This is a genomic window from Enterococcus sp. DIV2402, assembly GCF_017426705.2.
GTDB classification, from domain to species: Bacteria; Bacillota; Bacilli; order Lactobacillales; family Enterococcaceae; genus Enterococcus_F; species Enterococcus_F lowellii.
In genome coordinates, this window is sequence record NZ_CP147251.1 from 1,921,051 (window position 1) to 1,935,097 (window position 14,047).

14 protein-coding genes and 1 other RNA gene are annotated in these 14,047 nt (G+C 36.0%); 11 read left to right on the plus strand and 4 right to left on the minus strand.

Features of this window, described 5'->3' with window-relative positions:
* Positions 1 to 47 precede the first annotated feature (47 nt).
* On the plus strand, positions 48 to 746 hold the full coding sequence (locus tag DOK78_RS09290) for a DnaD domain protein (protein WP_207940618.1): 699 nt from the start codon (positions 48 to 50) through the stop codon (positions 744 to 746).
* A gap of 2 nt (positions 747 to 748) precedes the next feature.
* Positions 749 to 1,396, plus strand: coding sequence for an endonuclease III (nth, locus tag DOK78_RS09295; protein ID WP_207940617.1), 648 nt, complete (start codon positions 749 to 751; stop codon positions 1,394 to 1,396).
* A gap of 48 nt (positions 1,397 to 1,444) precedes the next feature.
* On the opposite strand, the gene DOK78_RS09300 is transcribed toward nth, so the two are convergent.
* Positions 1,445 to 3,859, minus strand: a complete 2,415-nt coding sequence (locus DOK78_RS09300) for a PBP1A family penicillin-binding protein (RefSeq protein ID WP_207940616.1) — start codon at positions 3,857 to 3,859, stop codon at positions 1,445 to 1,447.
* A 2-nt stretch (positions 3,860 to 3,861) separates the two neighbouring features.
* Positions 3,862 to 4,482: a Holliday junction resolvase RecU gene (gene recU, locus DOK78_RS09305; protein ID WP_207940615.1), complete on the minus strand. Its 621-nt coding sequence runs from the start codon at positions 4,480 to 4,482 to the stop codon at positions 3,862 to 3,864.
* Between the two features lie 70 nt (positions 4,483 to 4,552).
* Here recU and DOK78_RS09310 point away from each other — a divergent pair, with 70 nt between their 5' ends.
* The 7 genes from DOK78_RS09310 (at position 4,553) to DOK78_RS09340 (ending at position 10,016) form a co-directional block, all read left to right on the plus strand.
* The gene (locus DOK78_RS09310) at positions 4,553 to 5,098 is read left to right on the plus strand and encodes an SLOG family protein (RefSeq protein ID WP_207940662.1); all 546 of its coding nucleotides are present in this window, start codon (positions 4,553 to 4,555) and stop codon (positions 5,096 to 5,098) included.
* A 74-nt stretch (positions 5,099 to 5,172) separates the two neighbouring features.
* A complete protein-coding gene (gene gpsB, locus DOK78_RS09315) occupies positions 5,173 to 5,589 on the plus strand; it encodes a cell division regulator GpsB (RefSeq protein ID WP_207940614.1) in 417 nt (138 codons plus the stop codon).
* A 23-nt stretch (positions 5,590 to 5,612) separates the two neighbouring features.
* Positions 5,613 to 5,988: RNase P RNA component class B (gene rnpB / locus DOK78_RS09320), an RNA gene on the plus strand.
* 101 nt (positions 5,989 to 6,089) lie between these two features.
* Positions 6,090 to 7,253 carry a THUMP domain-containing class I SAM-dependent RNA methyltransferase gene (locus tag DOK78_RS09325; RefSeq protein ID WP_243430447.1) on the plus strand — a complete coding sequence of 388 codons (1,164 nt, stop codon included), beginning with the start codon at positions 6,090 to 6,092 and terminating at the stop codon, positions 7,251 to 7,253.
* Positions 7,254 to 7,267: 14 nt separating this feature from the next.
* Positions 7,268 to 8,767: a carboxypeptidase M32 gene (locus DOK78_RS09330; protein ID WP_207940613.1), complete on the plus strand. Its 1,500-nt coding sequence runs from the start codon at positions 7,268 to 7,270 to the stop codon at positions 8,765 to 8,767.
* Between the two features lie 166 nt (positions 8,768 to 8,933).
* The gene (locus DOK78_RS09335; protein ID WP_207940612.1) at positions 8,934 to 9,575 is read left to right on the plus strand and encodes an HD domain-containing protein; all 642 of its coding nucleotides are present in this window, start codon (positions 8,934 to 8,936) and stop codon (positions 9,573 to 9,575) included.
* Positions 9,576 to 9,656: 81 nt separating this feature from the next.
* On the plus strand, positions 9,657 to 10,016 hold the full coding sequence (locus tag DOK78_RS09340) for a hypothetical protein (protein WP_207940611.1): 360 nt from the start codon (positions 9,657 to 9,659) through the stop codon (positions 10,014 to 10,016).
* A 61-nt stretch (positions 10,017 to 10,077) separates the two neighbouring features.
* On the opposite strand, the gene DOK78_RS09345 is transcribed toward DOK78_RS09340, so the two are convergent.
* Positions 10,078 to 10,404, minus strand: a complete 327-nt coding sequence (locus tag DOK78_RS09345; RefSeq protein WP_207940610.1) for a hypothetical protein — start codon at positions 10,402 to 10,404, stop codon at positions 10,078 to 10,080.
* A 90-nt stretch (positions 10,405 to 10,494) separates the two neighbouring features.
* On the opposite strand from DOK78_RS09345, the gene DOK78_RS09350 reads away from it, so the two are divergent.
* On the plus strand, positions 10,495 to 11,646 hold the full coding sequence (locus DOK78_RS09350) for a VanZ family protein (protein WP_207940660.1): 1,152 nt from the start codon (positions 10,495 to 10,497) through the stop codon (positions 11,644 to 11,646).
* 59 nt (positions 11,647 to 11,705) lie between these two features.
* Entirely contained in the window at positions 11,706 to 13,052 is a 1,347-nt protein-coding gene (locus tag DOK78_RS09355; RefSeq protein ID WP_207940609.1) for a DEAD/DEAH box helicase, read from the plus strand.
* A gap of 37 nt (positions 13,053 to 13,089) precedes the next feature.
* Here the strand turns inward: DOK78_RS09355 and DOK78_RS09360 are convergent, their stop codons facing one another.
* Positions 13,090 to 13,995: a DNA-deoxyinosine glycosylase gene (locus DOK78_RS09360; protein ID WP_339076095.1), complete on the minus strand. Its 906-nt coding sequence runs from the start codon at positions 13,993 to 13,995 to the stop codon at positions 13,090 to 13,092.
* Between the last annotated feature and the right edge of the window lie 52 nt (positions 13,996 to 14,047).

Here is a 14,047-nt window from a genome sequence, read left to right on the forward strand (position 1 = left end):
AGAGACAGCTTTTTTATATGATAACTTATTAAAAGAAGGGATTTTATATGCTTTCATTACAAGAATATTTAAATAATGGACAAACGACTTTGTCCAATCTGCTAGTGGATAATTATCGTCGATTAGGGATGTCTAACGATGAATTTCTGTTATGGGTTCAATTATATCGTTATCACGAAGCAGGGGATGTTTTTCCTGATTTAGCACCTATTGCAGCTAATATGGGGTATTCACAAAACGAGTTGTATCTTTTGTTAAATCAATTAGTGCAAAAAAAATTATTAGTCATTGATTCGAAAAAAGATTTGAATGGTAGAATGAATGATTATTATGAGTTTAATGTTATTTTTGAAAAACTTGAACTTTTACAAAAACAGCAAAAGCAAGAGGTTGAAACACAAACATTTGAGAAGCAAGTGCAGTCTGTTTATCAAATGTTTGAATCAGAATTCGGGCGTGCGTTGTCACCTATTGAATATCAACGAATTGGCCAATGGATTGAAGAAGATCGTTATCATCCTGAATTGATTCAATTGGCGTTAAAAGAAGCTGTTTTGAATCAAGCGTACAGCTTAAATTATATTGATCGTATTTTACTTTCATGGGAACGGAAAAATATTACTTCGAAAATGCAAGTCGAAGAAGAACAAAAACGTCGTAAAAGACAGATGCTACAAAAAGAAACGCCAACAGCTGCACGACAATTACCTCGTGTATCTATGCATAATTGGCTAGAAGAGGAATAGACATGATTAGCAAAGAGAAAACGATGATTGCATTAAATAAAATGTACGAAATGTTTCCTGATGCGCATTGTGAGTTAAATTACGAAACACCTTTTCAATTAGTTATTGCGGTCGCTTTGAGTGCGCAAGCAACCGATGTTTCCGTTAATAAAGCAACTCCAGCATTATTTGAAGCATTCCCAACTCCTGAAGCATTAGCCGCAGCATCAATTGATGAGATTATTGATAAAATTCGTACGATAGGATTATATCGTATGAAAGCTAAGAATATTAAAGCATGTGCTGAACAAATTTTAGAGCGTTTCGATGGTCAGGTACCTCAGACACGAGAAGAATTAGTAAGCTTACCCGGCGTTGGACGAAAAACGGCAAATGTAGTTTTGGGAGAAGCGTTTGGGATTCCAGCATTTGCAGTAGATACGCATGTGGAGAGAATTGCGAAGCGTTTACGCATTTGTAAATTAGATGCGAATGTTTTAGAAGTAGAAGCAACTTTAATGAAAAAAGTACCAAAGGAGTTATGGGTAAAAACACACCATACCATGATTTTCTTTGGACGCTACCACTGTACAGCACGAGCTCCGAAATGTGAAGTGTGTCCGTTATTAGATATGTGTCGAGAAGGTAAAACACGAATGAAGAAAAAATAAAAGACTTAACTATTTCTCTAACAAGAGGTAAATAGTTAAGTCTTTTTTCTATTGACTTGTTCCGGGTGTTTCTGTAGGTGTCGAGGTAACAGGTGGTGTTGTTTCGACTGGTACTGATGATACAGGTGGTTCTTCTGAAGACGGTATCGGTACACTTGACTCAGGTTCTGGAGTCGTTTCAGAAGGCGTCGTTTCGACTGGTGTACTACTTTCAGTAGGTTCTGTTTCAGGTACCGTTTCAATCACAGAAGACGACGTTTCCGGAACAGATTCAACGGTTGATTCGATCGTTGATTCAGACGTAGAACTTGACTCAGTTTTCTTAGAGCTTTCAGTTGTTGGCTTAGGTTCTTCTGATTGAGTGGTTTCAATCACTTCTTTAGAAGATGGCGTTGTTTTAACTGAAGACGGTGTTGTCTGACTTTCTATGGCATCTTTTAGATAGAGTTCATTCCCAACTCTCACTAAACCATCCGGCATTTCCCAATCTTTATTTTCTATTGATGCTGAAACAAATTGCATTAAGTTACGATACACATCTGTGGCAACTTGGGATGATTCGCTAGTGACGGGTGTTAATTTATCTTCATAACCAGTCCAAACAGCTAAAGAATAATGCGGTGTGTAACCAACAAAACTAATGTCTGGAGAAGGTGAGTTCACTGGTCCTACTTGAGCAATCTCGCTATCTGTATAGTTTGAAGTTCCTGTTTTCCCAGCCTGATATAAACCAGAAATCGCAGCATTTGTGCCTGTGCCATCTGTAATAACATCTTTTAGAATGTCAGTAATCATATAGGCAGTCGTGTCTTTCATTGCTTGTGAGCCTTCTGGATGGAAGGCATCAACTTCTTCTGTGCCATCTTGATAAACAATTTTATTTACATATTGTGGTTCATAATACGTACCACCGTTAGCAAAAGCAGCATATGCGGCAGCCATCTTAAGACTGGATACACCGTATTTTGTCCCTTCTTGAACACTTGTATTACTAGAAATCGCATTAGATTGTTCTAAAGTATCATATTGAATGCCTAAACCTTCAAGGAATTTTTCAATATTTTCTGTACCGACTTCTGCGAAAAGTTTTGCAGCTGGAACGTTACGTGACAAAGCTAAGGCTTTTCGCAAGGTCATCGTACCCATATATTGATTATCCCAGTTGTTAATACTGATGTCGGTACCTTCATATTTGTAAGGCTCATCAACAATTGTTTTTCCTGTTGAATAATCTAAATATTCAAAAGCAGGACCGTAATCAACGAGTGGTTTGACAGTTGAGCCAAAATCACGTCCAGTATTTACTGCATAGTTGGATCCCCAAACGACACCTTCTTCAACATTACGACCGCCAAGTTGTGCAGTTACTTTGCCAGTTTCTGCATCAATTAGAGTAGCGGCTACTTGCATTTCATCATCAGGGTATTGAACGTATTGATCGCTGTTAACAATATCAAATAAACGTTTTTGCGCAGGTAAATCAATATTTGTATAAATATCTAAACCATTTTGCATACTGTCTTTACCGACTTTTTCTTCGACTTCAGCCAAGACTTCTTTTAAATAATTATCATAATAACGCCAATCATTTTCTGATTCTGTAAGTTCTTGTAATCCATCATCGATTGGTGTTGCGACTGCTTCATCGTATTCTTGTTGAGAGAGTTTTTCATTATCTAACATAGTCATTAAGACGGTGTCACGTCGTTGTTTCGCAGCTTCTGGATTGACATAGGGATCGTAATAGTTTGGTGCATTTGGCATACCAGCAATCAAAGCAGTTTGTGCAGTTGAAAGTTCGTCTAAAGGTTTACCATAGAAGATTTCAGAAGCTGTTTCCATTCCATAGACACCGTTAGACATATACACTTTGTTGATATAATACGTTAAAATTTCTTGCTTTGATTTTTCTTGTTCTAATTGAACTGCCATCCAAGCTTCTTGTGCTTTTCGGCGTAAATTTTGATCCTCTACTTTTGTTGAGAAGTAAGATAGCTTAATCAATTGTTGGGTTAAAGTACTCCCACCTTGTTTCCCACCATTAATCAAATTGGAAACAGCTGAACCGATAATACGAACAGGGTCAACACCAATATGATTATAAAAACGACGGTCTTCCACTGAAACAATGGCGTCTTCTAATTTTTTAGGGATTTCGGTTGCAGAAATTGTTTCACGTCGTTCAATTCCAAAATCCTGAAATGCTTCGCCGTTTGCAGCAAAGAATTGGATGGAATTGGCGGATTCAAGTTCTGCATCTGTTAATTCTGGTGCATCTTTAGCATAATACCAAAATAGTCCCATACCTGATAAAATACCAATGCAAGCAAGAAAGACCAGTCCTATGATTACTTTTAAGAAAATAGAACCAAATGATTTCTTTTTCTTGGGTGTTTTCTGCTTGCTAGATTTAGGTGCCTTGGTACTATGGCGTGAAGCGCGGGAATTTTGTTTATTTGCCATAACTAATTTTTCTCCTTTTCTTGTAAATAGTGGTTTACAGCTTCTAGATATGGGATACGCGGGGCAATTCTTGGTTGAATTTCAATCCCAATTTCTTCAATTAATGAAAGAGATAATGATTTCTTTGCTGTATGTTGCGAATCCCAATAATGAATAAGATGCTGACTATCAAGAAAAAAACAACGTTCTAGCGTTGAGAACCATAATAATACAAAACAAATGCCATTTTGTTTCAAACAATTTCTCATATGAATAATCTGATGCTCGTGGAAATTTTTTAACGGAAACGAGGTTTTATTTTTCGTTTCTTTCGCTTCAAAATCAAGATAATATCCTTGATAAACGCCATTATAATCTGTCGTAGAGGCTTCTTTAAAGTACGCTTCTTTAATTACAGCAGCGCTTCGACGAGGATAATCTACGTGAACAATTTGAACAGGGGTAGGTTTTTTATGAATAACAGCTTGTCCACGATTGAGATAATAGTCATTACTTACATTGATAGCTTCTTCAAATCGCATGCCACGATTTGCAAAATTGGTTGTTTTTTCTTTTGCTTGCATTTTTTGTTTCATCGTTCCATCATAGGATATAGGATGGCCATTGGGGTATCGAAAAACCATAATATTCACACTCCTAGGGCACATTATACCAAAAAGAGAAAAAGAAAGAAAAGGGAAGTGTGTGAAAAGAATGCAAACAATGGTTGTTTCCGGTTATCGAAGCTTTGAATTGGGCGTTTTTCAAGAGAAAGACCCAAAAATTAAAGTTATTAAGAAAGTTCTAAAAACAACGATTCAACAATATATTGAAGAAGGTTTAGAGTGGATTTTGATTGGTGGGAATTTAGGTGTTGAGGTTTGGGCAGGGCAAGTCGTGATTGAATTGCAAAAAGAATATTCGGAATTAAAACTAGGAATTATTTTTCCTTTTGAAGAATTTGGAAACAATTGGAATGAAACGAATCAGCAAGTGTTAACTGAATTAAAGACGCAAGCAAACTATGTCAATGCCGTTAGTCACCACCCGTACCAACATCCAGGACAATTAAAAAATCATTCACACTTTTTATTAACCCATGCAGGCGGGCTAATCCTAGTGTACGATGATGAATATCCTGGCAAGACGCAGTTTTTATTAAAAGAAGCACAAGAATATGCTACTGAAAATGCCTTTATCATTCATCAAGTTACTATGGATGATTTACAAAACACTTTTTTTGAAGACGATAGTGTTTGATTTATTCGGGTTTTTTGGATAGAATAGAAAAGAAGAGCTAAAACTAGCGGAATCTAAATTAATGAGGTGTAAATATGGCAGATTTAACATACAGTCCAACAGATATTTTACAACAAGAATTCAAAACGAAAATGCGTGGGTATGATCCTGTTGAAGTGGATGAATTTTTAGATGGTATCATCAAAGATTATGAAACATACAATCAAGAGATTTTAGCATTACAAGAGGAAAATGATCGTTTACATGCAAAAATCGCACAATTAAGTAAGACACAAGAAATTAAAGCAACACGTACGCAGACCGAAGCACCAAAAAGCCAAACTGTAACTAATTTTGATATTCTAAAACGTTTATCAAATCTTGAAAAAGAAGTGTTTGGTAAAAAATTAGATCAAGAAATCCCAGTTGTTGCGACAACTAAAGTAGTCAATGAAAACTATACACAAACAAAAAATGATGACGACGATTTAGAGAAAACACGTCAATTTTAATTAAAACAGTCATAAACTCTGTGATTTTCAGATAATCGCGGTTTGAGTTAGATCAAGCTGAGGAAAGTCCATGCTCGCACAAGCTGCGATGCTTGTAGTGTTCGTGCCTAGCGAAACCATAAGCTAGGGTACTTTATAATTAGAGTAACGGCAGGAAAAAACGGCTAAGGCTTTTTGCTATGCCCAAGTATCCTTGAAAGTGCCACAGTGACGAAGCAACAAGGGAAACTTTGTTGGTGGAACGCGGTAAACCCCTCGAGCGAGCAACCCAAACAATGGTAGGGGCGCTTTTTGTAACGGAAATGAACGGGACAATGAGGCAATTTTTATTGCAGATAGATGATTATCCAAATTATTTTGCTCCCTGTAAAATAATTGGACAAAACATGGCTTATAGAAAATCACAGTTAATCAGGGAATCCTTCCATATGGGAGGTTTTTTTTATCACTATTTATGAAAAAATTATGAAAATAACAAACGAAATTACAAGGAGTAGATTATGAAAGAAAAAACCTTTGAGCTAGTAGCTACAGCGGCAAGTGGTTTAGAAGCATTAGTTGGAAAAGAGTTACGTAACTTAGGGATTGAATGTCAAGTTGAAAATGGCCGGGCTCGTTTCAAAGGCACAGTGGAAACGATTGCTAAGGCTAATTTATGGTTGCGCACAGCTGATCGTATTAAAATTGTTGTTGGCGAATTTGATGCCTATAGTTTTGATGAATTATTTGAAAAAGTAAAAGCTTTGCCATGGGAAGACTATCTACCATTGGATGCGGAGTTCCCAGTTGCTGGAAAATCAATCAAGTCAAAATTATATAGTACGCCGGATTGTCAAGCTATTACAAAAAAAGCAATCGTTAATCGTTTGCGTGAATATTATCATCGTCCTGCTAGTGTGCCATTGGCTGAAACAGGCGCTTTGTTTAAATTAGAAGTTGCTTTATTAAAAGACCATGTGATGGTGACCTTAGATACAACAGGTCCTAGTTTATTTAAACGAGGATACCGTTTGGAAAAAGGGGGAGCACCGCTAAAAGAAAATATGGCAGCAGCTTTAGTTCAATTGACTAATTGGCATACGGATCGTCCATTTGTTGATCCTGTATGTGGTTCAGGAACGATTTGTATTGAGGCAGCACTTATTGGACATAACATTGCGCCAGGGTTTAATCGTGAATTTGCTTGTGAAGCATGGGATTGGTTCCCAGCAGAAACTTTTGAGAAGGTGCGAGCTGAAGCAGATGCAGCAGCAGACTATGACGTTGAATTAGATATTATGGGAACGGACATTAATGGTCGAATGATTGACATCGCTCGTGCTAACGCTGAAGAAATCGGTTTAGGTGATTCAATTACTTTCAAACAACAAGCTTTGAAAGATTTTAAAACAGAAAAAGAATATGGCGTTATCTTAGCCAATCCGCCTTATGGTGAACGTCTAGGTGAAGAAGAGAGCGTCCGTCAATTATACAAAGAGATGGGTGAAGTTTTCCGACCTTTAAAAACATGGAGCAAATATATTTTAACAAGTGATTTATTGTTTGAAGAATTCTATGGTGAGAAAGCAACCAAAAAACGTAAGCTATATAACGGTGCGTTAAGAACGGACTTATTCCAATATTGGGGAACAAGACCTCCAAGAAAACCAAGAATTGAGGAATAAAAGGAGCTTATGTCATGCAGGAACAGGAATTTTTACAAGAATTAAAAGAAATTGATTTGTTACAGCAAGCTTTAGCGATTTTAGAGTGGGATTCACAAACAGGGATGCCTGATAATGCCAATGATTATCGTAGTGAGGTGACAAGTTATTTATATGGTCAATATTTTGAAAAAAAAGTCGGACCAAAAATAGCAGAAGCGATTACTTATTTTGACAATCATCCAGAAGAATTATCAGAAGTGGGTGCTGCTGCATTCCAAGTAGTGAAGGAAGAATATGAGCTAAATCATGCTGTTCCTAATGAATTGATGACTGAATATTCACGGGCAACGTCAAAAGCGCATAGTGCTTGGCAAAAGTCCCGTGCACAGAAAGATTTTAAGCTATTTCGTGATGCTCTAGCAGAAAATATTCGTTTAACGAAGGCACTCATTCCTTATTGGCAAAAAGAGGAAAAAACAGCCTATGATGTTTTGTTAAATCAGTATGAACCTAACATGACGACTGCCATTTTAGATCAAGTGTTTGCTGAAGTTCGTGATGGAATTATTCAAATTCGTCAAACGTTATTAGAAAATGGGCAAGAACCTCGTGTTGATTTTCTTGCGCGTAAGATGCCTGAAGCACAACAACGTAAGTTTATTAGTAAAGTAATTCAAGAACTGGGTTACGATATGGACCGCGGTCGTTTAGATAATACGATTCATCCGTTTGCTACGGGAATTAATCATCGTGATGTACGATTAACGACTCGTTGGAATGAACATGATTTTTCGATGGGGATTTTCGGAGTGATTCATGAAGCAGGTCATGGGATGTATGAACAAAATATTGATGAAAAATTTGAATATACCCCTGTACATGAAGGTGCTTCGATGGGGATTCATGAATCTCAATCCTTGTTTAACGAAATCATTATTGGAAGTAATCAGGCTTTTTGGCAAAAACAATATCCCTATTTCCAAGAATGTGCAGAAGGAACATTTGATGATATTTCATTTGACGAATTTTATAAAGCGTTAAAACGAACTCAAGCTAGTTTAATTCGAATTGAAGCAGATAGTTTGACCTATGTGTTGCATATTATTATTCGTTATGAAATAGAAAAAATGATTTTTAATGATAATGTTTCAGTTGATGAATTGCCACAAATTTGGAATGATAAATACGAAGAATATTTGGGAATTCGTCCAGAAAATGACTTGGAAGGTATTTTGCAAGACGTGCATTGGTCTGGCGGTAGTTTTGGTTACTTCCCGTCGTATGCATTAGGTTACATGTATGCGGCGCAATTGTATCATGCGATGCAAAAAGAGCTAGATGTTGATCAAGTATTAGCTTCTGAGGACTACACGCCTATTAAAAATTGGTTAACAGAGCATATTCATCGTTTTGGTGCGTCTAAAAAACCAAATCAATTAATTTTAGAAGCTACAAATGAGCCGTTAAATCCAACCTACTTATTAGATTATTTACGGACAATTTATTATACTGTTTATCAAGTCAACGAATAGAACGTGAGGTTGTGACATAAATAAACTATTCAAACTATATAGAGATTGTTTCTGCAATCCGACAGGTTGTTGTCGCAAATTTACGCGCCTCTTATTTTATATAGTTCGAATAGTTTTTCCTTGTCTTTATTTATGTTACCGCCTCATTTTTACGAAAGGATAGATTATGAAACGATTGTCACAAGTTATTACCTATACAAAAGAAAAACTGGCACATGAACAAACAGGACATGATTTTTTACATGTTCAACGAGTAGCACATCTTGCTGATTTTATCATTGAACAAGACAAGTTAGCTGTCAATCGGGAAGTAGTATTAAGTAGTGCTTATTTACATGATGTGATTGATGATAAAGTGGTTGTAGATGTTGCCCGAGAAATTGATGAATTAACCCAATTTCTGCTATCAATTGATTTTTCATCAGCAAGGGTTCAAGAAATTTTAGCCATTATTCAAAATCTATCCTTTTCAAAAGAAGTAGAATCGGGAAAACAACTCCTGTCTTTGGAAGGGCAAATCGTACAAGATGCGGATCGCTTAGAAGCATTAGGTGCAATTGGAATCTTGCGTACTGCCTACTATGGTGGCGGACATAATCATCCTATTCATAATCCGGAATTGCCCCCGCAAGTATTTACTTCAAAAGTAGATTATCGTAAAGGAACAACGGTGATTAATCATTTTTATGAGAAATTATTTTTATTACCAGAAAAGATGAACACGCAAGCTGGAAAAAAAGAAGCGAATCGACGGAAGAAATTTATGGAAGACTTTTTAACAGAGTTTTATCAAGAATGGAATATTTAGACAATTTTAATCTTTTGTGCGTATATTTTCCATTTTTTAGGAGTTTTCTTATAATGAAAGAGAAGGGGGCGCGACGAGCAAATGTTTTTTCAGCATAGTTTAAAACCAAAAGAATTATCTAAAGTGATTACGAATGTTAAAGAATGCTTTTTTGTTATCTCAGCAAAACTCGAAACACGCAATTATCACGTGGCCGTTTACAAGTATAATGGGGAATATTTCGTTTTAAGTGACGCACGTATTTTTGAACAAGTTGAAGGGCTCTGTGAAGAAAGACAAGGGGACGAAGAAGAATTATTACCTTATATTGAAGAAGCGATGGAAGATAATTTATATTCCATAGTACATGAAAATTATGTGCGTTTGGATTTGGATATTTTAGCTCATGTAGACCAACCGAGTAAAATTAATGCACACTACTACGAATTTATTGATGTATAACAAAAAGCAGGATGAATTGCTTAATTAACTAGCCATTTATCCTGCTTTTTCATGAAATAAATTATTTTGTACGTAGACGAAAATCTTTGATATGTTGGTAACCTCGATAAGCATTTAAAAAGATTAACAATAATCCTAATGCAATAGGGATTGCCAATAAATATAAAGGATAGCCATATGTTTGCTCAATAACTTTTTGAGAAGTTGTTTGTAGCTCAGTAAATGCTTGTTGAATTACTTGGAAACTAAACACAGTTAGAAAAGACGCAATGATGAATAATGCAAATTCAAGATAGGGTATCTGCGAGTTTTTTCTAAAAATGGCAAACCCAATGTATAAGATTAAAAGAAAGATAGGGACACCAAAAGCAAAAAAACTATTTAACATAGAGAACACCTCCTAATCCTATGATACTGCAAAATAAATTGTTTGAAAAATATTTACGAAAAAAAAGTATAAAGAATTGAGGTGGAAGCTATATCTGTATATATCGAACCCATTAAGATTGCCGTGCTAGTCTTTCCATTTTTAGCACTAGCTATTTCTGCAATTTTCTTTATCATTCAATATCGCCGTTACGGTCGTTTTGTTGTATCACGTGCTCTTATTTTATATTCATTTATTTTTTATTTACTTTGTGCTTATTTTTTAGTGATATTACCGTTACCATCCATTGAGGAAGTTGCTAAATTAACAGGCCCATCAATGGAGTTGACTTTAGGAGCATCTGTACAAAATTTTTTAAAAGAGACGGTATTAGACATTCACCGTCCACAAACGTATCTAGCAGCTATGAAACAATCGGTTTTTTTGGAACCGGTCTTTAATGTATTGCTAACTTTGCCTTTTGGAATTTATTTGCGTTATTACTTTAAAAAATCATTCAAACAAACGGTACTATTAACGTTTTGTCTGTCCTTATTTTTTGAATTGACGCAATTAACAGGTTTGTATTTTATTTATCCTCGTTCCTATCGATTGTTTGATGTCAACGACTTGTTGCACAATACTCTTGGTGGCATATTAGGTTATTTCATTACACCGATTTTCACTTTCTTATTGCCAACTAGAGAAGAAATCGATGGGCGTTCTTACGCAAAAGGAACCGAAGTTACGTATATTCGCCGAGGTGTTGCGTGGGGAATTGATTGGCTTTTTATAGGATTTTTAACGACGCTCATCACGATTGTTTTACGTCTATTTACAAATGATTATACGATTACGTTAGACAACAATTTAATTGTTTATTTTGTCCAAATTTTTCTTTATTTTATCTGTTTACCATATCTAACAAATGGGCAAACACTGGGTAAAAAGATTGTTCGAATTCGTGTAATTGGTGACGATACGACAAGGCTTTCATTCAAAGCCTTATTTCAGCGATATGGTTTACTTTATATGATATATTTTGCCTTGAGTCGCATTAGTTTAGCATTAGTTCCAGGAATTCAAAGCGATGATTATTTTCAAATCGTAGTTTCTGTGCTATTGTCTTTAATGATTTTTGCTATTCAAGCAATGTTTGTTATTAATATTAGTTGGGCGATTATTAGAAAAAATCGTCGACTATTCTACGAAAAAATTAGCCACACACATATTATTAGTACGATTAAAAAGAGATCAGCATAGGATTATCCAAAGCAATATGCTATACTTTGAAAGATTCTAAAAGGAAAGAAGGTGCTAAAATGTCATTCAAACGATTTGCATTTCAGCCATTTATTTATCAAGCTTTAGAGGATAAAAAATTCTCGGAGCCAACCGAAGTACAGGAAAAATTAATTCCTGTTATTAAAAAAGGAAAAAGTGTTGTTGGACAATCACAAACAGGAAGCGGAAAAACGCATACGTTTTTACTTCCTTTAATGGATAAAATTGATCCTTCAAAAGATGAAGTTCAAATAGTAATTACAGCGCCAAGTCGTGAATTAGCAACACAAATTTATCAAGCGGCTAAACAAATTGCTCAATTTTCAATACCCGAAATTCGAGTGACCAATTTTGTTGGCGGAACAGACAAACAGCGTCAGTTAGATCGTTTAAAAAACCAACAACCACATGTGGTTATCGGAACGCCTGGACGTATTTTAGATATGATGAATGAACAAGCTTTATCGGTTCATACAGCATTGGCATTTGTTGTTGATGAAGCAGATATGACATTAGATATGGGCTTCTTAGCAGAAGTTGATCAAATCGCTGGACGTTTGCCGGATAAACTACAAATGTTAGTCTTTTCAGCGACGATTCCTGAAAAACTACGCCCATTCTTAAAAAAATATATGGAAAATCCATTAATTGAAGAAATTCGCCCGCAAGCAGTTATTTCTGAAACAATTGACAACTGGTTAATTTCAACCAAAGGAAAAAATACCAATGCTTTAATTTATGACTTGTTAACAACGGGTCATCCGTATTTGGCCATCGTATTTGCAAATACAAAAACGCGTGTTGATGAAATTACAGAATATTTACGTGAACAAGGATTACGAGTGGCGAAAATCCATGGAGATATTACACCTCGTGAACGCAAACGAGTGATGCGCCAAGTACAAAATTTGGAATATCAATATGTCGTAGCAACTGATTTAGCTGCACGTGGAATTGATATTGAAGGCGTATCACATGTAATTAATGCAGAAGTACCAGAAGATTTAGATTTCTTTATCCATCGTGTTGGGCGTACAGGGCGTAATCAACTTTCTGGAACGGCGATTACTTTGTATGAGCCAAGTGATGAACAAGCTATCACTGAAATTGAAGCGTTAGGAGTAACGTTTAAACCTAAAGAAATTAAACAAGGTGAAATCGTGGATACTTATGATCGTAACCGTCGTAAAAAACGTGAAAAAAGCCGTGACGAACTTGATCCAACATTAATCGGATTAGTGAAGAAGAAAAAGAAAAAAATCAAACCTGGATATAAGAAGAAAATCCAATGGGAAATTGATAAGAGTAATAAAGCAAAACGTAAAATTGAGCGTCGCCAACAAACACGTACTGCTAGAAAAAATAAAAAAAGCTCAAATAACTAAATAAAAAATCGGTTATGCATCGTGCATAGCCGATTTTTTATTTAGTTAATCGTTTTCGCATAGTCACACATAAGATACCATCTTCTTCAAATGGTTCAGATATGCGTTGATACGCTAATTTTTCATAAAAAGCAATCGCTGTTGTTTCGGCGGATAGAAGCGCATAGTGATAGCCGTCTTTCAGCGCTTGTTCTTCAAAACGTTGCAGCAATTGTTTACCAAGCCCGCGCTTGCGATGTGTTTTGGCAACACAAAAACGGTCCGGTTGAATCGTATCGTGCGAATAAGCTTGATAACGAATGGTCGCAACAGGAATAGTACGTTCAAATAAAACAAAATAATTTGGTTGTTGCGCATCAATTTCATCAAACTCCCAGTGAGGAGGAATGTTTTGTTCTTCAACGAAGACTTGATAACGTAAATGGAAAGATGCTGCTTGTAACCAAGCATCACTGCCATAATACAAGGCAAAGTTGATTGAAAGGGCCTGTTGCCATTCAGATAGACGTTCAGTCATTCGGCCATTATTTGCGCCACTGGTAGATAGGCAATTTATGACGGTTAAGTCAGTGAACAAGCGGTGAATTTGAATTTCTTCAGCCGCTTTTTTGCCATTAGCAATAATTTTCTTAATCGGCGCATCAGCCAATAGGGATGAAAAATCATTTATAGTGGTTTCTTGGAATTGATGGTCCATACTACCTGTCCGATGAAAACTGCCATATACATCCCATAAACCTATTCCATACGCTTTTAATATGCGCAATCGCTCGGTATATTTTTGAGGATCATGGACACCAAGCGCCTGGAAAAGCACACGCCAAAATTGATTTCCTTTGTTGGCATAATATTGTTGCGCTACCAAAGATTGCTGACTGGGCGCACTACCAACAATTAAAATTTCGGTATGTTCATCATAAAATGGAGGCAAACCTTGGTTCATTCTAGTCACCTGCTTTCATTTAGTGCTATACTGATTGTAACAAATATGGATT